The organism is Isoptericola halotolerans, from assembly GCF_003003075.1.
Lineage (GTDB): Bacteria > Actinomycetota > Actinomycetes > Actinomycetales > Cellulomonadaceae > Isoptericola > Isoptericola halotolerans_A.
Window position 1 is genome coordinate 103,991 of the sequence record NZ_PVTX01000005.1, and the last position, 22,686, is coordinate 126,676.

Annotated in this window: 19 protein-coding genes; 6 read left to right on the forward strand and 13 right to left on the reverse strand. The window is 74.6% G+C overall.

Features of this window, described 5'->3' with window-relative positions; translation table 11 throughout:
- Nucleotides 1–23: 23 nt before the first annotated feature.
- Entirely contained in the window at nt 24–3,593 is a 3,570-nt protein-coding gene (locus BCL65_RS08630; protein WP_207767693.1) for an ABC transporter ATP-binding protein, read from the reverse strand.
- 70 nt (nt 3,594–3,663) lie between these two features.
- The gene (locus tag BCL65_RS08635; RefSeq protein ID WP_106267104.1) at nt 3,664–4,650 is read right to left on the reverse strand and encodes a malate dehydrogenase; all 987 of its coding nucleotides are present in this window, start codon (nt 4,648–4,650) and stop codon (nt 3,664–3,666) included.
- Between the two features lie 238 nt (nt 4,651–4,888).
- On the opposite strand from BCL65_RS08635, the gene BCL65_RS08640 reads away from it, so the two are divergent.
- The gene (locus BCL65_RS08640) at nt 4,889–5,995 is read left to right on the forward strand and encodes an aquaporin (protein WP_106267106.1); all 1,107 of its coding nucleotides are present in this window, start codon (nt 4,889–4,891) and stop codon (nt 5,993–5,995) included.
- A gap of 71 nt (nt 5,996–6,066) precedes the next feature.
- On the opposite strand, the gene BCL65_RS08645 is transcribed toward BCL65_RS08640, so the two are convergent.
- Nucleotides 6,067–6,399 carry a DUF3017 domain-containing protein gene (locus BCL65_RS08645; protein ID WP_106267108.1) on the reverse strand — a complete coding sequence of 111 codons (333 nt, stop codon included), beginning with the start codon at nt 6,397–6,399 and terminating at the stop codon, nt 6,067–6,069.
- Nucleotides 6,400–6,453: 54 nt separating this feature from the next.
- On the opposite strand from BCL65_RS08645, the gene BCL65_RS08650 reads away from it, so the two are divergent.
- Nucleotides 6,454–7,701 (forward strand): NAD(P)/FAD-dependent oxidoreductase, encoded by a 1,248-nt coding sequence (locus tag BCL65_RS08650; RefSeq protein ID WP_106267109.1) that lies wholly within the window; start codon nt 6,454–6,456, stop codon nt 7,699–7,701.
- Here the strand turns inward: BCL65_RS08650 and purH are convergent, their stop codons facing one another.
- Both purH and BCL65_RS08660 read right to left on the reverse strand, forming a co-directional pair.
- The gene (gene purH, locus BCL65_RS08655; protein ID WP_106267111.1) at nt 7,702–9,327 is read right to left on the reverse strand and encodes a bifunctional phosphoribosylaminoimidazolecarboxamide formyltransferase/IMP cyclohydrolase; all 1,626 of its coding nucleotides are present in this window, start codon (nt 9,325–9,327) and stop codon (nt 7,702–7,704) included.
- A 151-nt stretch (nt 9,328–9,478) separates the two neighbouring features.
- A complete protein-coding gene (locus BCL65_RS08660; RefSeq protein WP_106267112.1) occupies nt 9,479–10,066 on the reverse strand; it encodes a TetR/AcrR family transcriptional regulator in 588 nt (195 codons plus the stop codon).
- A 66-nt stretch (nt 10,067–10,132) separates the two neighbouring features.
- On the opposite strand from BCL65_RS08660, the gene BCL65_RS08665 reads away from it, so the two are divergent.
- Nucleotides 10,133–11,224 carry an SDR family NAD(P)-dependent oxidoreductase gene (locus BCL65_RS08665; protein ID WP_106267114.1) on the forward strand — a complete coding sequence of 364 codons (1,092 nt, stop codon included), beginning with the start codon at nt 10,133–10,135 and terminating at the stop codon, nt 11,222–11,224.
- An 87-nt stretch (nt 11,225–11,311) separates the two neighbouring features.
- On the opposite strand, the gene purN is transcribed toward BCL65_RS08665, so the two are convergent.
- The 4 genes from purN to sucC all read right to left on the reverse strand — a co-directional run bounded on the left by purN (nt 11,312) and on the right by sucC (nt 15,483).
- Nucleotides 11,312–11,956, reverse strand: a complete 645-nt coding sequence (gene purN / locus BCL65_RS08670) for a phosphoribosylglycinamide formyltransferase (protein ID WP_106267409.1) — start codon at nt 11,954–11,956, stop codon at nt 11,312–11,314.
- A gap of 10 nt (nt 11,957–11,966) precedes the next feature.
- Nucleotides 11,967–13,235 (reverse strand): cell division protein PerM, encoded by a 1,269-nt coding sequence (locus BCL65_RS08675; protein WP_106267116.1) that lies wholly within the window; start codon nt 13,233–13,235, stop codon nt 11,967–11,969.
- Between the two features lie 138 nt (nt 13,236–13,373).
- The gene (sucD, locus tag BCL65_RS08680) at nt 13,374–14,270 is read right to left on the reverse strand and encodes a succinate--CoA ligase subunit alpha (RefSeq protein ID WP_106267118.1); all 897 of its coding nucleotides are present in this window, start codon (nt 14,268–14,270) and stop codon (nt 13,374–13,376) included.
- 40 nt (nt 14,271–14,310) lie between these two features.
- Nucleotides 14,311–15,483, reverse strand: a complete 1,173-nt coding sequence (gene sucC, locus BCL65_RS08685; RefSeq protein ID WP_106267120.1) for an ADP-forming succinate--CoA ligase subunit beta — start codon at nt 15,481–15,483, stop codon at nt 14,311–14,313.
- 226 nt (nt 15,484–15,709) lie between these two features.
- Between sucC and BCL65_RS08690 the strand changes: the two genes are divergently transcribed.
- Nucleotides 15,710–15,913 carry a helix-turn-helix domain-containing protein gene (locus BCL65_RS08690; protein ID WP_106267122.1) on the forward strand — a complete coding sequence of 68 codons (204 nt, stop codon included), beginning with the start codon at nt 15,710–15,712 and terminating at the stop codon, nt 15,911–15,913.
- Nucleotides 15,913–16,458, forward strand: coding sequence for a Clp protease N-terminal domain-containing protein (locus tag BCL65_RS08695; RefSeq protein WP_106267124.1), 546 nt, complete (start codon nt 15,913–15,915; stop codon nt 16,456–16,458). The genes BCL65_RS08690 and BCL65_RS08695 overlap by 1 nt, the downstream gene beginning before the upstream one ends.
- Nucleotides 16,459–16,559: 101 nt before the next feature.
- Here BCL65_RS08695 and BCL65_RS08700 read toward each other — a convergent pair whose 3' ends face one another.
- The gene (locus tag BCL65_RS08700) at nt 16,560–19,226 is read right to left on the reverse strand and encodes a UvrD-helicase domain-containing protein (RefSeq protein WP_106267126.1); all 2,667 of its coding nucleotides are present in this window, start codon (nt 19,224–19,226) and stop codon (nt 16,560–16,562) included.
- 81 nt (nt 19,227–19,307) lie between these two features.
- Here BCL65_RS08700 and BCL65_RS08705 point away from each other — a divergent pair, with 81 nt between their 5' ends.
- On the forward strand, nt 19,308–20,912 hold the full coding sequence (locus tag BCL65_RS08705; RefSeq protein ID WP_106267128.1) for a DUF389 domain-containing protein: 1,605 nt from the start codon (nt 19,308–19,310) through the stop codon (nt 20,910–20,912).
- A 19-nt stretch (nt 20,913–20,931) separates the two neighbouring features.
- On the opposite strand, the gene BCL65_RS08710 is transcribed toward BCL65_RS08705, so the two are convergent.
- The 3 genes from BCL65_RS08710 to BCL65_RS08720 are packed head-to-tail and all read right to left on the reverse strand — an operon-like array spanning nt 20,932 to nt 22,316.
- Nucleotides 20,932–21,381, reverse strand: coding sequence for a GNAT family N-acetyltransferase (locus BCL65_RS08710; RefSeq protein WP_106267130.1), 450 nt, complete (start codon nt 21,379–21,381; stop codon nt 20,932–20,934).
- A gap of 34 nt (nt 21,382–21,415) precedes the next feature.
- Nucleotides 21,416–21,898 (reverse strand): DUF456 domain-containing protein, encoded by a 483-nt coding sequence (locus BCL65_RS08715; RefSeq protein ID WP_106267132.1) that lies wholly within the window; start codon nt 21,896–21,898, stop codon nt 21,416–21,418.
- A 46-nt stretch (nt 21,899–21,944) separates the two neighbouring features.
- Entirely contained in the window at nt 21,945–22,316 is a 372-nt protein-coding gene (locus tag BCL65_RS08720; protein WP_106267134.1) for a hypothetical protein, read from the reverse strand.
- Between the last annotated feature and the right edge of the window lie 370 nt (nt 22,317–22,686).

Here is a 22,686-nt window from a genome sequence, read left to right on the forward strand (position 1 = left end):
ACGCTTGCAGCAAGGCCTCAGCGTCACCCGGCCAGGTGCGACCACCTCGCCGCCAGCTCGCGCCAGGGCCCCACGGCGGCCACCCGGCCCTCGGTCAGCACGACGACGCGATCGGCCCGGGCCAGCGCCGCCCGCTTCGAGGTGGAGCCGATCACCGTGGTGCCCCGCTCGCGCAGCGACACCCACAGCTCGATCTCCGTGGCGGCGTCCAGGGCGCTCGACACGTCGTCCGCGAGGAGCACCTCGGCGTCCGTCGCCAGAGCCCGCGCCAGAGCCAGCCGCTGCACCTGACCACCCGAGAGCCGCACGCCCCGGTGCCCCACCAGCGCGTCCGGGCCTCCCGCGTCCGCGACGTCGGCGCCAATGCGCGCCGCCTCGAGCGGTCCGGCCACCTGCCGGTCGTGGTCCAGGCGCACGTTCTCGGTGAACGTCCCGGACAGCACCCGGGGCACCTGGGCGACGTGGGCCACCCGGCCCGGCCGCAGGAACACCTCGGGATCGGTCACCGCCGTCCCGTTCCAGGCGATCGTGCCCCGGTGCGCCATCAGGCCCGCCAGGGCGGACAGCAGGCTGGACTTGCCCGACCCGACCTGCCCGAGCAGCAGCACCAGCTCGCCGCGCCGCACCTCCAGCTCGACGCCGGTGACACCGATCGTGCCGTCGTCGTGCACGGCCTCCAGCCCGCGCAGCGCGAGCCGCTCGAACCGGTCGGCACCGACCGCCGTGCCCGTCGGCACCCGTGCCGGCGCCGGCGCCGTCCCTGCCGTCAGGTCGACGCCGGCCGGCAGCCGGGTGAGGTCGGCGCCCGCCGCGAACGACGACGTCGCGCGCAACCAGCTCCGCGTGCCCGGCGCCTCGGTGATGACCGCGCCCGCGACGACGCCGAAGTAGGCGAACCCGCCCACGGCGGCGGTGACGAGCAGCGTCGTCGCCAGGTCCCAGGTCCCGGCGAGCAGCAGCGCCCACGCCGCGACCACGCCGGCCTGCACCATGACCGTCGGGATGCCGTCCAGCACCGCCTGCACCCGGTGCTCCCGGATCGCGGCCCCCACGCGGCCCGCGTCCACCTGCCGCAGGTGCCGGTGCACGTCCGGGGTGCGGGCGGCGAGCTTCACGGTGCGCGCGGCGTCCAGCGCCGAGACCAGGGCTCGCCCGAAGCCGGCCCGGGCCTCTGCCGACCGCGTGGCGGTCCGCCCGGCGATCGGCCGGCCGGCCAGCGCACTGACCGCCGTCACCCCCATGACCGCCAGCAGCACCACGCCGGCCAGCGCCTCGCCGCTCACGAGCCAGGTGACCAGCACGACGACGAACCCGTTGAGCAGGTCGACCCACCGGTCGACGTAGAGGACGAACCGGTCGGCGTCGAGGGCCCGGGCGACCACCTCGCCGGGCGGCGTCCGCCGCAGCCGACGCTGACGCGTCTGGCCCTCGAGCACCGCCACCCGCACCCGCAGGAGCAGCTCGATCCACCACGACGGGTACAGCCGCACCGCCAGCGCCAGGCACAGCGGCGCCACGATCAGCATCACCGCGAGCAGCCCGGTCAGGAGCCACGGTTCACCGCCCTCCGCCAACGACTCGACGGAGCGGCCCCACAGGAACCCGGCGAGCGCCCCCTGCGCGGCGAACAAGCTCGCCAGCAGGAACAGCACGGCGCCGCCGGCGCCCCAGCGAGGCTTGGTCACCAGCGCGTGCAGGACGCTCCGGGTCAGGCTCGGACCGTGGCCCGGCTCGTCGAGCACGGGCGGCTCCCCCGTCCGCCGGCGGGCGCCGATCCCCCCGGGGCGCGCGGCGGTCGTGTCGCCGTCGTCGACGTCGTGCGCCGCGCGCGGTGCGGGACCGTCGAGGACGTCGTCCCCGCCGGTGCGGCTCGCCAGCAGCAGGTCCCGGAACGCGCCTTCCTGCCCGGCGAGCTCCGCCCGCGGGCCCTGCTGCACGACGCGGCCGTGGTCCAGCACCACCACACGGTCCGCGCGCTCCACGGTGCCGAGCCGGTGCGCGACGACGACGCCGGTCCGCCCGGTCAGGAGGCGGTCGGCCGCCGCGACCACGCGCGCCTCGGTGTGCGGGTCCATCCGTGCCGTGGCCTCGTCCAGCACGACGACGCGGACGTCCCGGACCAGGAGCCGCGCGAACGCCACGAGCTGCTCCTCGCCCGCGGACAGCGACGTCCCGCCCGGACCCAGGAGGGTGTCGAGGCCGTCGGACAGACCGGCCACCCACTCGGTCAGGCCGAGCTCGACCACGGCCTCCTCGACGTCGCGACGCGGCAGGTCGGCGAACAGGGCGATGTTCTCCGCGAGCGTCCCGGCGACGATCTCGGTGCGCTGCGTGACCACCCCGATCCCGGCTCGCAGCTGCTGCAGGTCGGCGTCACGGACGTCCACGCCACCGAGGAGCACCGCGCCCCGGGGCGGTTCGACGGCACGGGACAGCAGCGACGCGAGCGTCGTCTTGCCCGACCCGGTGCGCCCCACGAAGGCCACCGTCTGCCCCGCCGGCACCGACAGCGAGACGCCTCGCAGCGCGAACGTGCCCTCGGTGTAGGCGAAGTCCAGGTCCCGCACCTCGATCTCGAGCGGCCGCTCCGGCAGCGGGAGCCCGCCCACCGGCTCCGGCTCCGTGTCCAGGAGCTGGCGGATGCGCACCACCGCGCCGAGCCCCTCCTGGAGGTCGGGCAGGTGCTGCGCCAGCCGGTCGATCTGCCCGACGAACAGCGAGGTGACGAGGAACAGGGTGACGAGCCGCTCGACGGACATGTCGCCCGCGACGGCGAGCGCCACGCCCGACACCACGACACCGGCGAGCAGCGCGTGCAGCAGCACACCGACCCGGGCCATCATCCGTGTCTCCACCCGCACCACGTTCAGCAGCGCCCCGTGCACGACGGCGGACATCTCGGCCAGCCGGCGCAGCGCGAAGGCCTGACCACCCGCGGTCCGCAGGTCGTCGCGCGCTGCGACGCCCTCCTCCAGGACGGCGGCGTCGTCCGTCCAGGCCCGCTCCTCGACCACCTTGCGGCGCGCGATCTCCCCCAGGAGCGACCGCACCGTCCACCACGTGCCCACCCCGAGCACCGGGAACAGGAAGAAGGCGGGCCACCACGTGACCCCGGCCACCACCCAGATCGGCACCACCCCGACCACGGTCCGGCCCATGCTCCACAGCTGGCGGCGGGCGAGCGCGCCGACGGCGTGCGTGTCGTCGTCGACCCGGTCCAGCACCTCGCCCACCGCCTGCTCGCCGAGGACCTCGATCGGCTGGTGCAGCGCGGCGCTGAGCAGGTCGCCGCGCAGGCGACCCTCGGCCCGGTCCACGACACCGGCCCAGGCGACCTGACCCGCGGCGTCGAGCAGCGCGCCGCCCACCAGGCAGAGGGCGAGCAGCACGACGCCGGTGGTCCCCGGCGACGCGGCGAGCTCGCCGGCCACCACCGTCCCGACGGCGGTACCGACCGCACCCAGCGTCAGGGCGACGACGGCCGCCGTGGAGACCGGGCTGCGCAGCCGCCGCCAGTCCAGCCGGCGTGACGGGTCGTCGGCCGGGACCGGGACGTCCGGTATCGGCGGTGCTGAGGTGGTCGCGTCGATCACCTCCCGAGACTAGGTCGCCGGGCCGACGGATCTCGACGCCTTTTCCGCGCCCGGGCCGCCGTCCGGCGGGTCAGACCAGGCCGAGGCTCCGCACGGCGTCCCGCTCCGCCGTCAGCTCCGCCACGCTGGCGTCGATGCGCTCGCGGGAGAACGCGTCGATCTCGAGACCTTCCACCACCTGCCAGTCGCCGCCCGACGACGTCACGGGGAACGAGCACACGAGCCCCTCCGGCACGCCGTACTCGCCCGTCGACACCACGCCGGCGCTGGTCCAGTCGCCCTCGGGGGTGCCCAGGACCCAGTCGCGCGTGTGCTCGATCGCGGCGTTGGCGGCCGAGGCCGCCGACGACGCGCCGCGGGCGTCGATGATCGCCGCGCCGCGCTTGGCCACCGTCGGGATGAACTCGTCCGTGAGCCACGCCGTGTCGGCCGTCAGGGTCCCGCCGGGCGTGCCGGCGACGTCGGCGTGGAACAGGTCCGGGTACTGCGTCGCGGAGTGGTTGCCCCAGATCGTGAGGCGCCGGACGTCGGCGACCGGCACACCGGCACGGGCGGCGACCTGGGAGAGCGCACGGTTGTGGTCCAGCCGCGTCATCGCGGTGAACCGCTCGGCCGGCACGTCGGGAGCGTGCGCCGCGGCGATGAGCGCGTTGGTGTTCGCCGGGTTGCCGACGACGAGGACGCGGACGTCGTCGGCCGCGCCGTCGTTGATGGCCTTGCCCTGCGGGCCGAAGATGCCGCCGTTGGCCTCCAGCAGGTCGGCGCGCTCCATGCCCGGCCCGCGGGGACGCGCACCCACGAGCAGGGCGATGTTCGTCCCGGCGAGCCCCTGCGCCGGGTCGTCGTGGATGTCGATGCCCGCCAGCAGCGGGAACGCGCAGTCGTCGAGCTCCATCGCCGTGCCCTCGGCGGCCCGCACGGCCTGCGGGATCTCCAGGAGCCGGAGCCGCACCGGGGTGTCCGGGCCGAGCATCGCGCCCGACGCGATCCGGAAGAGCAGCGCGTACCCGATCTGGCCGGCGGCACCGGTCACGGTCACGTTCACAGGTGTCGTCATGGCCCCTACTCTGGCGCACCTGGCCCGTGCCGTCACCCCCTGGCTCGTCCGGTCCCCGTCGGCGCGATGGGCTGCCGCCGAGGGCGCGAGCCGGTAGCGTGCCCCCGAGGGACCGCGCTGTGACCTGGGACTCGGGGAGTCGGAAGGCTCAGGGGGCTCACAGGAACCGGTGCCAGCATCGCCGCCGCGCCCGCAGGGCGCGACGAGACCTTCACCCGACGACCAGCAAAGGACCTCCATGTCCCAGGCAACCGCGACACAGACCGACCTCGAGGCCGCCCCGGTGCCACGACTCTTCACCCGGATGTGCGTCGAGGCGTTCGGCACCTTCGTCCTCGTGCTCGGCATCGTCGGCACGGCGACGTTCAACGCCCTCAACGGTGGCCAGATCATCCCGGTGGCGCTCGCCGGTGGCATCGCCCTCATCGCGGTGATCGCCGGCCTCGGCCACATCTCGGGCGGCCACTTCAACCCCGCGGTGACGTTCGGCCTCACGCTCGCCGGCCGGTCGAGCTGGGCCGACCTCGCCCCCTACTGGCTGGCGCAGCTCGTCGGCGCCGCCGCCTGCGGTGCGCTGCTCCTGCTCATCATCCCGGGCTCCTTCCCGGCGTTGGTCGGCTCCACGTCGAAGGGCGAGGTCCTGGCCGCCACCGCCAACGGGTACGGCGACCACTCGCCGCTGTTCACGCTCACCCAGGGGCAGTCGACGTTCGACCTCGCGACCGCCGCGATCGTCGAGGTCCTCATCGCCGTGGTGTTCGTGGGCGTCATCCTCGCGGTGACGAACGCCCGCGCCAAGGTGGCCTACGCCCCCGTGGTGATCGGCCTGACCCTCGCGGCGCTGCACATCGTCTCGTGGCCCGTCACGAACACGTCGTTCAACCCGGCCCGCTCGCTCGCCTCCGTCATCTCCCCCGACGCCTGGGGCGACGGCGGCGTCGGCCCGCAGCTCTGGCTGTTCTTCGTCGCGCCGCTGGCCGGTGCGGCCCTGGCCGCGCTCTTCGCCCGGGCGTTCGCCCCGATGCCGGCCCTCACGCCGGCGGACGGCTGGGAGGAGCAGCCGGGCACGGCGACCTACCCGCCCGAGGGCACGCTGGAGGAGGTCGCCGAGGTGGCCGCCGCCAAGGCGGTGGCCGACGACGCCGCCGTGACGACGGTGGCCGAGACGGAGGTCGTCGAGGAGACGGAGGTAGTCGCCGACGAGACCGGGCAGCCGGTCGCCGCGGAGACCACCGTCGCCGAGACCTCCGACCCCGCGACCGCCGGCACCGAGACCACCGACTCGACGACCCCCGTCGACGCGTCGGAGACCGGCGACGAGCCGAAGCCCCCGACCCGGCCCTGACCCGGTCCCTGCTCGTCCCTCGCGGCGGCGCTCCGAGCGTCGCCGCGAGGGCTGACGGGGCACCGAGCCGGTCAGACCCCGGGAGCGGTCAGCGCCAGCACGCCCATCACGCTGGCCACGGACAAGCACAGGAAGACGTCGAACCCGCGGCTGCGGATGGCCAGGCCCACGGGGCCGGAGGGCGACACGGCCCGCCAGACTCCGGCCACGGCGAGGGTCGCGGCGATCGTCAGCGAGCCGAGCCGCGCGCCGACCGTCATACCGAGCAGCACGGCCAGGACGATGCCGGCCAGGACGACGAGGATCGCCGGCACGGGGCTGCGCACCGGACGTGCCCCGGCGTGCGGGGCGGCGTCGACGGCGTGCCAGTGCGGCTGCGCGCGGGCGTCGGCATCAGGGACCACGGCTTCGAGCCTACCTGCCACGGGACGCTCGCCGGCCCGCGCTAGCGTGGGTCCGTGCTGCCTGACGCCTCCCCCACCCCTCGTTCCGTCGTCGTGGTCGGCGCCGGTCTCGCCGGTGCCCGGACGGTCGGCGCGCTGCGCGACCACGGGTTCGACGGACCGGTCACCCTGCTGGGCGACGAGGGCGTCCCCCCGTACGACCGTCCCCCGCTGTCCAAGGAGCTCTTCGCGCGCCCCGAGCCGGCCTGGCTCTCCGGGGAGCTCGACACCGACGTGACCGAGCTCGCCGACGCCCGGCTGGCCGCGCGTGCGACCGCCCTGGACGTCCGGGACGACGGCGTGCGGGTCAGCACCGACGACGGGGACGTGACGGCGGACGCGGTGGTGCTCGCCGTCGGCTCCCGCGCGGTCTCCCCCTGGGCCGACGCCCTGACGCTCCACTCCGCCGCGGACGCGGACCGGCTGCGCGACAGGCTCCGGCCCGGCAGCCGGCTCGTCGTGGTCGGTGCCGGCTGGGTCGGGGCAGAGGTCGCCGGGGTCGCCGCCGCCCGGGGCGTCGACGTGACGGTCGTCGAGGCGGCGGCCGCCCCGCTGGAGCGCCAGCTCGGCGACGTCGGGGCGCGGACGGTGCCGTGGTACGCCGAGGCGGGGGTGGGCCTCCGGCTCGCGACCCCGGTCCTGGACGTGGACGCCGGCGGGGTCCGGACGGCCACGGGGCGCCTCGGCGCCGACGTCGTCCTGGCCGCCGTCGGTGCCCGCCCGGCGACCGCGTGGCTCGAGGCCTCCTGGCCCGACCTCGCCCTGACGGCGGACGGACGGGTCCCGGTGGACGGTGCAGGCCGGTGGCGCTCCGACGCCGCGCCGGAGCTCCGGCAGCGCGTGTGGGCGGTCGGCGACTGCGCCGCCCGCCCGCACCCGGTGTTCGGCACGGTCCCCGGCGGGCACTGGAGCAGCGCGCTGACCGATCCCGACGCCACCGTGCGCGAGCTCCTGGCACTGCCCGCCGTCCCGCACCCGCCGGCGCCGTACGTGTTCTCGCAGCAGCTCGGGCACGACCTCGCGTTCTTCGGCGTGCGGCACGGTGACGAGGACGTCGTGGTCCGGCCGCTGGGGGCGGGCTGGGCCGCGCTGTACCTCGCCCCGGGGGCCGGGCCGCGACGGGTGCTCCGCGCGGCCGTGGTCGCCGACTCGCCGCGCGACGTCGGCGGTCTGCGCCGCCTGCTGGGCGGGGCGGGCGCGGTCGAGGTGGACCTCGACCGCGCCGCGGACCCGGCCGTGCGCTGGCGTGACCTGCCCCTGTAGTCAGTGCGCGAAGTGGCGGGTCCCCGTGAGGTACATGGTCACGCCGGCCGCCTGTGCGGCCGCGACGACCTCCTCGTCGCGGATCGATCCGCCGGGCTGGACGACGGCGCGCACCCCGGCGTCGAGCAGCACCTGCAGGCCGTCGGCGAACGGGAAGAACGCGTCGGAGGCCGCGACCGCGCCGCGGGCCCGCTCGGCGCCGTCCGCGAGGGTGTTGGCGCGCTCGACGGACAGGCGGCAGGAGTCCACGCGGTTGACCTGCCCCATGCCGATGCCGACGGCCGCGCCGTCGTGGGCGAGCAGGATCGCGTTGGACTTGGCCGCCCGGACCGCGCGCCAGGCGAACACCAGGTCCGCGAGCGTGGCGTCGTCGGCCGCCTCACCGGCGGCGAGCGTCCAGGACGCCGGGTCGTCGCCGTCGGCCTGGAACCGGTCGACCTCCTGGACGAGCAGACCGCCCGAGACGGGACGCATCTCGACGGCGGCGGGGGTGGCCCCAGCGTCGATCGTCAGCAGGCGCACGTTCTTCTTGGCCTGCAGCACCTCGAGGGCCGCGGGCTCGAACCCGGGGGCCACGACGACCTCGGTGAACACCGGGGCGATCTGCTCGGCCGCGGCCCTCGTGACCACGCGGTTGGCCGCGACGACGCCGCCGTAGGCGGAGACCGGGTCGGTCGCGTGGGCGCGCGCGTGCGCCTGGGCGACGTCGGCGCCGACGGCGATGCCGCACGGGTTGGCGTGCTTGATGATGGCCACCGCCGGCTCGGCGTGGTCGTGCGCTGCCCGCCAGGCGGCGTCGGCGTCGACGTAGTTGTTGTAGCTCATCGCCTTGCCGTGGAGCTGGGTGGCCTGCGCCAGGCCGACCGTGCCGTCGGTCCGGCCGTACAGCGCTGCCCGCTGGTGCGGGTTCTCGCCGTAGCGCAGCACGTCGCTGCGTTCCCAGGTGGCGCCGGTGACGTCGGGCAGCCCCGACTCGACGGCGGCCTCGTCCGGTGCGTACACCGAGGCGAACCACGACGAGACGGCGACGTCGTACGCCGCGGTGTGCGCGAACGCCGCCGCTGCGAGCCGCTTGCGCTGGGCGAAGGTGAAGCCGCCGTCCCGGACGGCCGCGGCGACGTCGTCGTACCGCGCGGGGTCGACGACGACGGCGACGCTCGGGTGGTTCTTCGCGGCGGCCCGGACCATGGAGGGGCCGCCGATGTCGATCTGCTCGACGACGTCGTCCGGCGCGGCACCCGAGGCGACCGTCTCGGCGAACGGGTAGAGGTTCACCACGACGAGCTCGAAGGTGTCGATCTCCAGCTCGGCGAGCTGGCGCAGGTGGTCCTCCTTGCGGGTGTCCGCGAGGATGCCGGCGTGCACGCGGGGGTGCAGCGTCTTGACGCGGCCCTCGAGGCACTCGGGGAACCCGGTCAGCTCCTCGACGCGCGTCACGGGGACGCCCGCGTCGGCGATGCGTGCCGCCGTGGACCCGGTCGACACGAGCTCGACGCCCGCGGCGTGCAGGGCGGTGGCGAGCTCGGTGAGCCCGGACTTGTCGTAGACGCTGAGCAGCGCGCGGCGGACGGGTCGCCGGGCGTCGTCGGCGAGCTGGACGTCGGGGGACGTGGGGGCACCGGACATCGTGGTGGTCTCCTCGGGTGTGGCCTTCGCGGAAACCCTGGCACCCAGGCGGGCGGCGCGCACGGTGGTCCGTCCCGACGCCGTGCACGCCGGTCGGATCGGCCGCTCCCCGGTGGTTGTCCACCTTCGCCAGTCACGACCGGGGCCGATCCTACCGGCCGGGGGCCGTCACCTTCATCCCGAGGAGCTGCCAGGCACGCTGCGCGTAGCGCTCCCGGTCGGCCGCGGGTCGGCGGGTGAGCGCGGCGGCGACCATCTCGACGCCGAGGAGGACGTCCTCGACGGTGGTCCCCGGCCGGACGTCGCCGTCGGCGAGCGCCCGGTCGAGCCGGGAGCCGAGGACGTCGGCGGTGCGGTCCCGCAGGTCGACGAGCCGGGGGTCGGGGCGCGACTCGGGCGATGCCGTCGCGAGGTCGATGCTGACCACGGACTCGATGGCGTGCCGGGTGACCAGGCCCAGGAGGTCCGCGAGGGTCACCTCGGGGTCGTTCGCGATCTCCTCGACGGTGCTGACCTGCTCCTCGAAGAGGGCGAGCACCAGCGCGATCCGGTCGGGGAAGTGGCGGTAGAGGCTCCCCTGCCCCACACCGGCCCGGCGGGCGACGGCGTTGAGCGGCGCATGGGCCCCGTGCTCGGCGAAGATCTCCCGCGCCGCCGCGAGGAGCGCCGCCCGGTTGCGCGCGGCCGCCCGGGGGCCCGCGTTCGCCCTCCGCGAGGCCTCGCCCGCCTGTGTGCTCACGGTGCTACTTTAGGTGGAAAGAACCGGACAGGCGTGTCCGGTGCGATCCGGAGGAAGTGCGTCACCATGTCCGACCTGACCCTGAAGAACACCGTCGCGCAGTGGCTCGCCGACCCCGTCGGGGAGCAGGCGCTCACCGAGATGCTGACGGAGGCCGGCGCGAGCGTCGGCTCGCTCGCACCGGCCCGTCGGCTCAGCCTCGCCAAGCTCGTGAAGCTGTCACGCGGCAAGTTCTCCGTCCAGGCTGCCGAGGCCCTCGTCGCCCGCGCCGCGGAGCTGCGGGCGGCCGGAGCCGACGCGCCCGCGACGGCCGAGGCCGACGGCGACGGCGACGGTGCGGACGTGACCGCAGCGGCGGCCGGGAGCACCGGCAGCCCCGAGCCCGCCGAGTGGGTCGAGCACATCTCTGCCGGACGCTTCACGGGCCAGACCGTCGTCGTGACGGGAGCAGCCTCCGGCATCGGCCGCGCCACAGCCTCTCGCGTGGCACGCGAGGGTGGCCGCGTCGTCGCCGTCGACATGACCCGGGCCGGGCTGGACGAGCTCGTGGCGGAGACCGAGCTCCCGGCGGGGGCGACGATCGTCACCGTCGTCGCGGACATCACTGACGACGCCGGCGTCGCCCGCATCGTCGAGGCCGCCGGCGACCGGGTCCACGCCCTGGCGAACGTCGCCGGGATCATGGACCGGTTCGCGGCGGTGCACACCGTCGACGACGCGACGTGGGAGAAGGTGTTCGCGGTCAACGTCACCGGCACGATGAAGCTCATGCGCGCGGTCGTCCCCGGCATGCTCGCGGCCGCCGAGGGCCGGATCGTCAACGTCGCCTCGGAGGCGGGCCTGCGCGGGTCGGCGTCCGGCGCGGCCTACACGGCGTCCAAGCACGCGGTGGTGGGCCTGACCAGGAACGCGGCCTTCATGTACACCGGCACGGGGGTGCGGGTGAACGCCGTCGCCCCGGGCGGGGTGGCCACCGGGATGCAGCCGCGGGACGTCGACGAGTTCGGCATGGGCCGGGTCCGGTCGGCGATGGGGATCATGGCGGACATCGCGATGCCGGAGCAGCTCGCGGCGTCGATCACGTTCCTGCTGTCAGCCGACTCCACGAACGTCAACGGTCAGGTCGTCGCCTCCGACGGCGGGTGGTCCGCCGCCTGACCCCCGGGTGTTGTGGGCGCGAAATCTGGGGTGAAAATCCGCCCCTACGGTGCATTTCGGGCCAGATTTCGCGCCCACAACGTCGCGTCAGGGGCCGACGACGGCCTGTCGCCCCTCGACACGCAGCCCCTCGCGCGCGATGCGCCCCACGGTCTCCACGAGCAGCGACCGCTCGGCGACCTTGATGCGCTCGTGCAGGGTCTCCTCGTCGTCGCCGTCCAGCACGGGCACCGCCGTCTGGGCGATGATCGGCCCGGTGTCGACGCCGTCGTCGACCACGTGGACCGTGCAGCCGGTGACCCTGACCCCGTAGGCGAGGGCGTCCCGGACGCCGTGCGCCCCCGGGAACGCCGGCAGCAGCGCCGGGTGGGTGTTCACGACCCGGCCGGGGAACTGCTCGAGGAACGTCGGGGCGAGGATGCGCATGAACCCGGCGAGGACCACGTGGTCGGGCTGGAACACCGCCACGGCCTCGCCGAGCCCGCGGTTCCACGCGGCGCGGTCCGCGAAGTCTCCCGGGGCCACCACGACGGACGGCACGCCGGCCCGGCGAGCCAGCTCGAGCACCCCGGCCCCGGGCTTGTCGGAGACGACGCCGACGACGCGCGCCCCGTAGGCGGCATCGTCGTGGGCGGCGAGCAGCGCCGCGAGGTTGGAGCCTCCGCCCGAGGCCAGCACGACGAGACGCGCACCGGGCGCAGGGTCGACAGGGTGTCCGGAAGGGGTCTGCACGGCCCCCACCCTACGTCGCGGGGCCGCCGCCGTCCCCGCGCCGCCACCGTTCCCGCAGGTGGCACCCCACGAGCACGACGGTGGCGCCTCCACCGATCTCCGCGGCGACGAGGCCGCCCGTGACCCACGCGTCGGCACCCACGACGGCGAGAGCGTCCCCGCCGACGGAGCCGCCGGCCGCCCACTGCAGCCCGAGGGTCAGCGCCCCCGCGGCGAGCGTCGCACCCCCGGCGATCCAGGCGATGTCGCGGGGCCGGACCAGGCCCGGTTCGAGGCGCTGCCACGCGAACCAGCCACCGACGGCTCCGCACGCCACGACCAGCACCGGCGCCCAGGCCGCGGCCGGCGTCGACCAGGACTCGCCGGGCAGGACGCCCAGCAGGGGCACGGCCGGCAGCGCGGCCGCCTCGGTCGTCGCCGTGGAGAAGGTGCTGCCCTCTCCCACCACGAACCCCGGCCCGGCGATCCACGCCGTCGCCCACACCACGAGGTTGGGCACCAGCGCCGCCTGCCCGAGACCGAGGAGCACCGCGCCGAGGCCGCTTGCCCCGAGGCCGGCGGCCACCAGCGACGTCGTCTCGCGCCCCAGCACCACCCACGCGGCGACGAGGAGGCCGCCGAGCCCCACGAGCAGCGCCACGCCGACGACGGCGGCCCGCATCCCCAGGCGGAGGGTGTCGGGCAGGTAGGGATTCATCCGCGGCGCGAGACCGGCGAGCAGCGGGCCGTCGGGCGCCGAGAACATGCCCAGCGCGAGCCCGCCCCCGCCGACGACCAGCCCGCCGACGACGGCGGCGCCCACCTGGACGACGACGTCCAGCGCCCCGCTGGCGGCAGCCGTCCCGCCCGCCACGTCCAGGGCGATCGCGAGGGTCGTGGTCACCGCCGTGTAGGTCAGCGTGCCCGCGACCCACGCCGCGAGCGTCGGCACCGCGGACCGCTTGGCCGCCACGTGCAGGGAGAACAGGGCCAGCGCGGTGATGCCGAGGGGAACCACGGTCACCGTCGCCCCGGCCGCTGACAACGGCACCCCGTGGCCGAGCAGCCACAGACCCGTCGCGACGGCGACGCCGGCGCCGAGCCCGCCGTCGACCCCGGAGGCCGAGGGTGCGTCGAGGACGGCGACCACGGCGAGCAGGCCCACGACGGCGTACGACAGACCGATCGCCTGCACCGCCGCCCAGACCCCGCTCGAGCCGAGCGCGAACCGTTCCCGCAGCCGACCCGGCGCGGGCTGCTCGACGACGGGGGCGGTTCCGGTCCGGGGCGCTGCACTCACGCGCTCATCGTCCCCCGCGGCCGGGGCGACGTCGTCGTCCCACGCCGGGCCCCGCCCTGCCGGGACGCTCCGGCGACGACGACGCCCGCCCGGTCCGGGGTTCCGGACGGGGCGGGCGTCGGTCGTGCGGCGCGGTGCTCAGGCGTTCTGCAGGATCTCCCGCATGAGCTCGGCCGTCTCGGACGGCGTCTTGCCGACCTTGACGCCGACGGCCTCGAGGGCCTCCTTCTTGGCCTGCGCGGTGCCGGCCGAGCCGGACACGATCGCGCCGGCGTGGCCCATCGTCTTGCCCTCGGGGGCGGTGAAGCCCGCGACGTAGCCCACGACCGGCTTGGTGACGTGGTCCTTGATGTAGGCCGCGGCACGCTCCTCGGCGTCGCCGCCGATCTCACCGATCATGACGATCGCCTTGGTCTCCGGGTCGTTCTCGAAGGCCTCCAGCGCGTCGATGTGCGTGGTGCCGACGATCGGGTCGCCGCCGATGCCGATGGCCGTGGAGAACCCGAAGTCCTTCAGCTCGTACATCATCTGGTACGTCAGCGTGCCCGACTTCGACACCAGGCCCACGGGGCCCTTGCCGGTGATCGTGTGCGGGGTGATCCCGGCGAGCGACTCGCCCGGCGTGATGATGCCCGGGCAGTTCGGGCCGATCATGCGGGTCTTCTTGCCCTGCAGGTAGGCCCACACCTCGGCCGTGTCCTGCACCGGGACGCCCTCGGTGATGACCACGATGAGCGGCATCTCCGCGTCCACGGCCTCGATCGCCGCGTCCTTGGTGAAGGCGGGCGGCACGAACAGCACGGAGACGTTCGCCCCGGTCTCGGCCATCGCCTCCTTGACGGTGCCGAAGACGGGCAGCGTGACGGGGTTCCCGTCGTGGTCCTTGTGCTCGACCGTGGTGCCGGCCTTGCGGGCGTTGACGCCGCCCACGATCTGCGCGCCCGAGTCGAGCATCAGGGCGGTGTGCTTGGCACCCATCCCGCCGGTGATGCCCTGGACGATGATCTTCGAGTCGGAGTTGAGGTAGATCGACATGGCTGTTGTGTCTCTGCTTTCGACGTCGTCTCGGGGGCGATCAGGCCGCGGCGGCCTTGGCGGCGGCCGCGTCCGCGCCACCGTCCATGGTCTCGGCCAGGGTCACCAGCGGGTGGGCGGCGTCGGCCAGGATCTGGCGGCCGAGCGCGACGTTGTTGCCGTCCAGGCGGACGACGAGCGGCTTGGTGGCCTCGTCGCCGAGGATCTCCAGCGCACCGACGATGCCCTTGGCGACCTCGTCGCAGGCGGTGATGCCGCCGAACACGTTGACGAACACCGACTTGACCTGCGGGTCGTGGAGGATGACGTCCAGACCGTTGGCCATCACCTGGGCGTTCGCGCCGCCGCCGATGTCCAGGAAGTTGGCGGGCTTGACGCCGCCGTGCTCCTCGCCGGCGTAGGCGACGACGTCGAGGGTGCTCATGACGAGACCCGCGCCGTTGCCGATGATGCCGACCTCACCGTCGAGCTTGACGTAGTTGAGGCCGTTGGCCTTGGCCTTGGCCTCGAGCGGGTCGGCCGACGCCTTGTCCTCGAGCTCCGCGTGGTCCGGGTGCCGGACCTCGGAGGCGTTCTCGTCGAGGGTCACCTTGCCGTCGAGCGCGATGATCTCGCCGTCCTCGGTGCGGACCAGCGGGTTCACCTCGACCAGGGTGGCGTCCTCGGCCGTGAAGACGGTCCACAGCTTTCGGATCGCGTCGGCGACGGGGGCCTTGAGCTCGTCGGCGAAGCCGGCGGCGTCGACGATCTCGGCAGCCTTGGCCTCGTCGATGCCGACGATCGGGTCGACCGCGACCTTGGCGAGCGCCTCGGGGCGCTCGACGGCGAGCTGCTCGATCTCCATGCCGCCCTCGACCGAGCACATCGCCAGGTAGTTGCGGTTCGAACGGTCCAGGAGCACCGAGAAGTAGAACTCCTCGGCGATCTTGGCGCCGGCCGCCACCATCACCCGGTGGACGGTGTGGCCCTTGATGTCCATGCCGAGGATCTCCTCGGCCTTCTGCGCCGCCTCCTCGGGCGAGTGCGCCAGCTTCACGCCGCCGGCCTTGCCGCGGCCGCCGGTCTTGACCTGGGCCTTGACGACGACGGTGCCGCCGCCGAGCTTCTCTGCACCTGCGCGAGCCTCTTCCGGGGTCGTCGCGACGACGCCCCCGAGCACGGGCACGCCGTGCTTCTCGAAGATGTCGCGAGCCTGGTATTCGAACAGGTCCACCCTGCTGCGTCCTTCCATCGGTGTGAGCCCCTGGGTCGGCAGAGGCCGGCCTGAGCGATGTCTCGACGTCAAGACATCTTGTCCAGAGTAGCCCTCCCCCGCTCGGCGGCGGTACGCCCCGGGGGAAATCCCGACGGGACCGTGACCGATTCCACAGCCCGCCGACGGTGGCCGAGTCCGTCAACCTCGGTTGACAAACGGTGCGAGCGTCAACGAAGGTTGACGCATGACGGAACAGACGCTCGCCGCGGCGTCCGGTGGCGATCCCACGCAGGGACTGCGAGCCGTGCGGTCGCTCCGAGAGCTCGCCGACCGGCTCGAGACGCTGCAGGTCCGCCGCGCCCGCGAGCTCGGCTGGTCGTGGCAGGAGATCGCCGACCAGCTCGGCGTCAGCAAGCAGGCGGTCCACAAGAAGCACGGGAGGCAGTGATGTTCGAGAGGTTCAGCAAGGAAGCGCGCGCCGTCGTCGTCGCGGCCCAGACGGTGGCGCGCGAGGCCTGCTCGCCGGCCGTCGACACCCGGCACGTCCTCGTCGCGCTCGCCGGCTCCCCCGGCGCGGCCGCGGCGGGGCTGCACGACGCCGGCCTGGAACCCGCCGCCGTCGCCCGGACGGTGCGCGACGACGTCGAGGCCGGCGCGCTCGACGCCGAGGCGCTCTCCTCGATCGGCATCGACCTCGACAGCGTGCGCCGGGAGACCGACGCGACGTTCGGCCGGGGTGCGCTCGCCCGTGCCGGCCGCCGAGCCCGCACGGGCCACGTGCCCTTCGCGCCGGAGGCGAAGAAGGCGCTCGAGCTCGCCCTGCGAGAGACGGTCCGGCTCGGTGACAAGGGCATCGACGGCAGCCACCTGCTGCTCGGGATCCTGCGCGCCGACTGCTCCGGCGGGCGCGCGCTGGAGCGGGCGCTGCACGGCGCGGGCACCGACGTGGCCGCCCTGCGCGCCACCGTCGAGCAGCGCCGCCGGGCGGCCTGACACCGGCGGCTTGACACCGGCGGCCCGAGACGGGCGGCCCGGGTGCCCGCGGCGGCCCGAGACGGGCGGCCCGGGTGCCCGCGGCGGCGCGGACGGTCGGGTCAGAGCTTGGTGACCGGGGTGAAGCGCAGCAGCAGGCGCTTCGTCCCGTCGGCACCGAAGTCGATCTTCGCCACGGCGTTGCGGCCGGCACCCTCGAGGGACACGACCGTGCCGAGCCCGTAGGCGTCGTGGGTCACGCGGTCGCCGACGTCCAGCGAGGGGATGTCCGAGTCGTCGCGGGGCGTCGCCGACCCGAAGCTCGCGCCGCCCGACGACGGAGCGCCCGCCCGGGCAGACCGGGTCGCGGACGCGCGGCGCTCGCCCGACGACGTCGTGGTCACGCGGCCGGCCCGCGGGCCGCCGTACCCGCCGCCCCAGGCGGACGCGCCGCGTCGCAGCGACTGCGTGGCGGACTCGGCCCGCCGCCAGTCCCACAGCTCGTCCGGGATCTCGTCGAGGAACCGGCTGGGCGGGAACTCGTTCGCCATGCCCCACGCGGAGCGTGTGCCCGCCCGGGAGATGTACAGCCGCTCCCGGGCGCGGGTGATCCCCACGTAGGCGAGACGCCGCTCCTCGGCGAGCTCGGCGTCGTCGTGCAGGGACCGCATGTGCGGGAACGTGCCGTCCTCCATCCCCGTGAGGAACACCACGGGGAACTCCAGGCCCTTCGCCGTGTGCAGCGTCATGAGCGTGATGACGCCCGGGTCCTCCTGCGGCTCCTCGTCGTGCTCGTGCTCGGCGCCGCCGTCCGCGACGTCCTCGTCGGGGATCTGGTCGGCGTCGGCCACCAGGGAGACCCGCTCCAGGAAGTCGGCCAGGTCCCCCTCGGGGTCCATCTCGGTGAACTCCGCCGCGACGGCGTGCAGCTCGGCCAGGTTCTCCACGCGCGACGCGTCCTGCGGGTCGTCGCTCGCCCGGAGCTCGGCGAGGTAGCCGGTGCGGTCCAGGACCGCACCGAGGATCTCCGCCGGGGCGCCGCCGTCGTCCACGAGCGCCCGCAGCTCGCCCATCATCGCGGCGAAGACGCGCAGCGGCTTGAGCGAGCGGGTCGTCATCCCGGGGATCTCGTCGACGCGCTCGAGAGCCGCCCCGAACGAGATCCGCTCGGCGTCCGCGAAGCCCGCCACGAGCGACTCGGCGCGGTCGCCCAGGCCCCGCTTCGGCACGTTGAGGACCCGACGCAGGTTGACGTCGTCGTCCGGGTTGGCCAGCGCCCGCAGGTAGGCGACGGCGTCCTTGACCTCCCGGCGTTCGTAGAAGCGCGTCCCGCCGACCACCTTGTAGGGCAGGCCGACACGGATCAGCACCTCCTCCAGCGCCCGGGACTGGGCGTTGGTCCGGTAGAAGATGGCGACGTCGCCGGGCCGCACACCGTGGCTGTCGCCGAGACGGTCGATCTCCTCGGCGACGAACCGCGCCTCGTGGTGCTCGTCGTCGGCCACGTAGCCGACGACCTTCGCCCCGGCCCCCGCGTCCGTCCACAGCCGCTTCGGCTTGCGGCCCGGGTTGCGCGAGATGACCTCGTTGGCCGCCGACAGGATGTTCTGCGTGGACCGGTAGTTCTGCTCGAGCAGGATCGTCGTGGCGTCCGGGTAGTCCTCCTCGAACTCCACGATGTTGCGGATCGTGGCGCCGCGGAAGGCGTAGATCGACTGGTCCGCGTCACCCACGACGGTGAGCTCGGCCGGGTCCAGCCCGGCCACGTCGTCCGGACCACCGGTGCCGTCGGGCGCCCCGCCCGCGGCGCTCCCCGGCTCGCTCCTCGCGGGGACGCCGGTGAGCTCCCGCACCAGCACGTACTGCGCGTGGTTCGTGTCCTGGTACTCGTCCACCATGACGTGCCGGAACCGGCGGCGGTAGTGCTCCGCCACGGCGGGGAAGGCCTGCAGCAGGTGGACCGTCGTGGCGATGATGTCGTCGAAGTCCAGCGCGTTCGCCTGCGCCAGCCGCGCCTGGTAGCGACGGTAGACGTCGGCGAGCACCGCGTCGAACTCGACCGCCCCGGCGTCGGCGAGGCCACCGCCGGCCAGCGCGCGCTCCCGCCAGCCGTCGGGCGTGACGTCGCCGCCCGCCTGCTGGGCGTAGGTGTCGGGATCGATCAGCTCGTTCTTCAGGTCGCTGATCCGGTGCGCGAGCGAGCGGGCCGGGTACTTCTTGGTGTCCAGGTCCAGCTCGCGGCACACGAGCGTGATGAGCCGCTGGGAGTCCGCGGCGTCGTAGATCGAGAAGCTCGACCGCAGCCCGAGGGTCGTGGCCTCGCGGCGCAGGATCCGCACGCACGCGGAGTGGAACGTCGAGACCCACATGCGGCTCGCCGCCGGGCCGACGAGCTGCGCCACGCGCTCGCGCATCTCCGCCGCGGCCTTGTTGGTGAACGTGATCGCCAGGATCTGGCCCGGGTGGGCGCGTCGCGTGGCGAGCAGGTGGGCGATGCGGTGGGTCAGCACCCGTGTCTTGCCGGACCCGGCCCCCGCCACGATGAGCAGCGGCGAACCCGCGTGCACGACGGCGGCACGCTGGTTCGGGTTGAGGCCCTCCAGCAGGGCGTCCGCCGCCGCGTTCTCCGCCGTCTCGCGCCGGCCCTGCCGCTCCGACCCGACCGGCTGCGCCCAGTCCGGGGCGCCGTCGTCGTCCCACCGCGGCGCGGTCCGGGGCAGGCGGGCGGTGTCGTCGGACGGCGGAGCGTCGAAGCCGGGCAGCGAGAGGCTGTCGAAGAGAGAGGTCATCGTGGACCAAGCGTAGGTGCCGGCGCCGACATCGCGGGACCTGCGCAGGACGACGGAGCCGCCCTCCGCTACTGTCGCGCCATGGATCCCGTGGTCCGCGGCCCCGACCTGCTGCGGAGCCCCTCGCACCTGGTCAACCCGGCCACGGTCGGTGGCGCGGTCGCCGTCGCCGTCGGCCTCGTGCTCGTGCTGGTCCCGGCCATCTCCGTCGGGCTGACCGAGACCGTCGTGGGCCTCGGCCTGCTCGTCGCGGGGGTGAACGACTGGTGGAACGTCGGGCGGCGCCGTCAGGCCCGTGCGACGGCCCGCGCCGCCGCTCTGCTGCGTGGCCTCGCGTCGCTGGTGCTGGCCGGGGTCTTCCTGCTCTCCGGACGCGACGCGCTCACCGCGACCCTGCTGCTCGGCGGCGCCTACCTGCTGTTCCGCAGTCTCGTCACGCTCCTGCTGGCCCTCTTCAGCCGGGACCGGGACCGCCGCGCGCCGCGGTACGCGAGCGGCGGGATCGGGCTGGTGCTCGGTGCGCTCGTGATCGCCGCGCCGGAAGTCATCGTGGACTGGTTCACCGTCACGCTGGGCCTGACGGCACTGTGCGGCGGAGCCGTGACGCTCGCCTACGGGTACCGCGTCGCGGCCGGCCTCGTGCCCGCGCCCGAGGGCATGTACCCGTCGCTCACCGAGATCCTGTGGTCCTGGGTGGAGCACGTCGACGTCGGGACCCAGCGGCGCACCCTGCTGGCCGAGCAGCTCTACCTCGAGCGGCCTGAACGGGCGGCGAAGCAGGTGGCGTGGTGGACCATGCTCGTGCTGAGCGTGTGCATCGCCACCCTCGCCGTGCTCCAGGACTCCACCGCCGTCGTCATCGGCGCGATGCTCGTCGCACCGCTGATGACGCCGATCCTCGGGCTCGCCGCTGCCGTGGTCAGCGGCTGGCCACGCCGGGCGATCGGCTCCCTGGTGCTCATCGTGGCGGGCGCGACGGTCGCCGTGGTCATCGCGTTCGTCATCGCGTCGTGGGTGCCGGCCGTGGTGCCGTTCGACACGAACAGCCAGATCAGCTCGCGCGTGGACCCGACGCTCCTCGACATGCTCGTGGCGGTGGCGGCCGGTGCGGCCGGGGCGTTCGCCACCGTCGACCGCCGCGTCGCGCCGTCGATCGCGGGGGTCGCGATCGCCGTCGCCCTGGTGCCACCGCTGTCCGTGGTGGGGGTCGCGCTGAGCGCGGGACGGCCGGGGGACGCCGCCGGCGCCCTGCTGCTGTTCTCGACCAACTTCGTGTCGATCGTGCTGTCCGCCTCGGTGGTGTTCGTCCTCGCGGGCCTGACGAACGCCCACCGCCTGCGCCGTGACGCCCGGCGGGTGCTGCTCACCCTCACGCCGTTCGTCGCGGCGGCCCTGCTGATCCTCTTCCCGCTGCTGCTGACCACCGACGGCCTGCTCTCCACGTCGGCGGACGAGCGGGCGGCGCAGACCGCCGTGAGCGACTGGCTCGGCGACGACCCCGCGCTCAGCACGACCGACGTGGCCGTCACCGACGCCACCGTGACGGTCGGGCTGGCGGGGTCCGCGGACGACCTGCCGCCGCTCGAGGAGCTGCAGTCGGCCCTCGACGACGCGCTGGACGGCAGCTACGCCGTCGAGGTCGCCGTCACCCCCGTGGTGACGCAGCGCCTGCCGGCGTCCGGCTGAACCGGGCGGCCGGCACCGCTCACGCCGCTCGCCGCCGCAGGCGCATGGGGACGTGCGGGATGTCGTCCTCCAGGTACTCCGGGCCGTCGACGGCGAACCCGAACGTCCCGTACCAGCCGGCCAGCGGGGCCTGCGCGCCCAGCACCACGTCCGCCTCGGGGGCGGCGGCCGACGCCGCGGCGAGCGCCGCGCGCATCAGCTCGCCCGACGCGCCGGTCCCCCGCACGTCCGGGTGGCACACGACGCGGCCGATGCGCTGGACCTCGCCGTCGTCGAGGACCCGGGCGGTGCCGACCACCCGGTCGTCGTCCAGCAGGACCACGTGCCGGGTGTCGGCCTCGAGGTCCCGGCCGTCGAGGTCCGGGTAGGGGCAGTCCTGCTCGACGACGAACACGTCCTGGCGCAGCCGCCAGACGCCGTAGGCGGTGCGGGGGTCGAGCGCCTCGAAGGCCTGGGTCAGGGTGTGCACGGCGCCATGATCACACGCGCGCCGGGTGCCCTGGTCAGGTGACGACGAGGCCGACGACCCATACCCCGGTCGCCAGCAGCCCGCCGAGCAGCTGCACGCCGATGGTGATGGCGGTGGCCTGCAGCGCGGCGACGGTGGCGCGCCAGGCGGCCCGGGCGTCCCGGCGACGCAGGTACTCCATCACCAGCACCGCGAGCGTGAAGAACAGGAACAGCCCCACCACGGGGACGACGAAGAACCCGACGATGCCGGCCAGGCCCCCGACCGCGAGGGTCGACCACGGCACCTCGGCGCGGCGCATGTGGCGTCCCGCCAGCAGCCACTGGGCGGCCTCCGCGACGACGATCAGCAGCGCCGCGACGGCGAAGCAGACCCAGGCTGCGGTACCGCCGGTGGCCCAGGCCCACACCAGCACCGCGCCGAGCACCAGGGCGTTGCCCGGCAGGACCTGGACGACGATGCCGACCAGCCCGACGGCGATCGCCAGGCCGACGAGGACCTCTCCGAGCATGCTCATCGGGCGCGTCCGCCCGGGGCGGGGGCCGGCGTCGTGCCGGGGCCGGTCACCAGAAGACGGCGACGACGATGTTGACGAGCGTCAGGGCACCGATCGTGTGCTTGAGGGCGGGGCTGACGGCGCCCGTCCCGTTGTCCGCCTTGCTCCCCTGCCGCTTGGCGACGAACGCCAGGACCGTGATGATCAGGGCGACGGTCAGCTTGACGCCGATCTTCGCCATCGAGGGACCGCCGTCGTCCCACATCCCGCTCATCTCCGCGGTGCCGACCATGAGGATGCCCGCGACCAGCGCCGTCGCCGCACCGTGGAAGACCCCGCGGTAGAGCCCGGGGCTGCGCATCGAGGCGAGGTAGCCGCCGAGGACGATCGCCCACCCGACGAAGTGCAGCACGGTGAAGACGTTGTAGAGGAATTCCATGGGCGACAGCCTATCCGCGGGGTGGTCCGTGCCGAGACCGCCCCGTCCGTCGTCAGGGGACGCCGGCGCCGGGCGCCGAGGCCCGGCTCGTCTCACCCTGTGGCGTTCGTCCCAGCATGCGGACCCGGGGTTTCGCGAGGTGGGCATCCCGGGTTAGATTCCTCGGCATGACCACGGCCGCGCCCCGCTCCCTCACGACCACCCGTCGTGGGATGTCGGCGCGCCCCTGCCTGCGCATGCGCATGTGCAGCTGTCAGTGCTGCTGTCGCTGATCGCGCCCCACCTCAGCCCCACCCGCACCCGCGGACCTGAGCACCGGCGCGCGCCGTCGGTCTCGGCCCACCCCTGCTGAGCCTTCGTCGTCGCGCGT

Bases quoted from the DNA above. Each gene is read 5' to 3' on its own strand.
- BCL65_RS08715 (WP_106267132.1), bottom strand. From the start codon at position 21,898: ATGAGCATGCTCGGAGAGGTCCTCGTCGGCCTGGCGATCGCCGTCGGG.
- BCL65_RS08665 (WP_106267114.1), top strand. From the start codon at position 10,133: ATGTCCGACCTGACCCTGAAGAACACCGTCGCGCAGTGGCTCGCCGAC.
- BCL65_RS08635 (WP_106267104.1), bottom strand. From the start codon at position 4,650: ATGACGACACCTGTGAACGTGACCGTGACCGGTGCCGCCGGCCAGATC.
- BCL65_RS08700 (WP_106267126.1), bottom strand. From the start codon at position 19,226: ATGACCTCTCTCTTCGACAGCCTCTCGCTGCCCGGCTTCGACGCTCCG.
- BCL65_RS08705 (WP_106267128.1), top strand. From the start codon at position 19,308: ATGGATCCCGTGGTCCGCGGCCCCGACCTGCTGCGGAGCCCCTCGCAC.
- BCL65_RS08695 (WP_106267124.1), top strand. From the start codon at position 15,913: ATGTTCGAGAGGTTCAGCAAGGAAGCGCGCGCCGTCGTCGTCGCGGCC.
- BCL65_RS08720 (WP_106267134.1), bottom strand. From the start codon at position 22,316: ATGGAATTCCTCTACAACGTCTTCACCGTGCTGCACTTCGTCGGGTGG.
- purH (WP_106267111.1), bottom strand. From the start codon at position 9,327: ATGTCCGGTGCCCCCACGTCCCCCGACGTCCAGCTCGCCGACGACGCC.
- BCL65_RS08640 (WP_106267106.1), top strand. From the start codon at position 4,889: ATGTCCCAGGCAACCGCGACACAGACCGACCTCGAGGCCGCCCCGGTG.
- sucD (WP_106267118.1), bottom strand. From the start codon at position 14,270: ATGTCGATCTACCTCAACTCCGACTCGAAGATCATCGTCCAGGGCATC.
- BCL65_RS08690 (WP_106267122.1), top strand. From the start codon at position 15,710: ATGACGGAACAGACGCTCGCCGCGGCGTCCGGTGGCGATCCCACGCAG.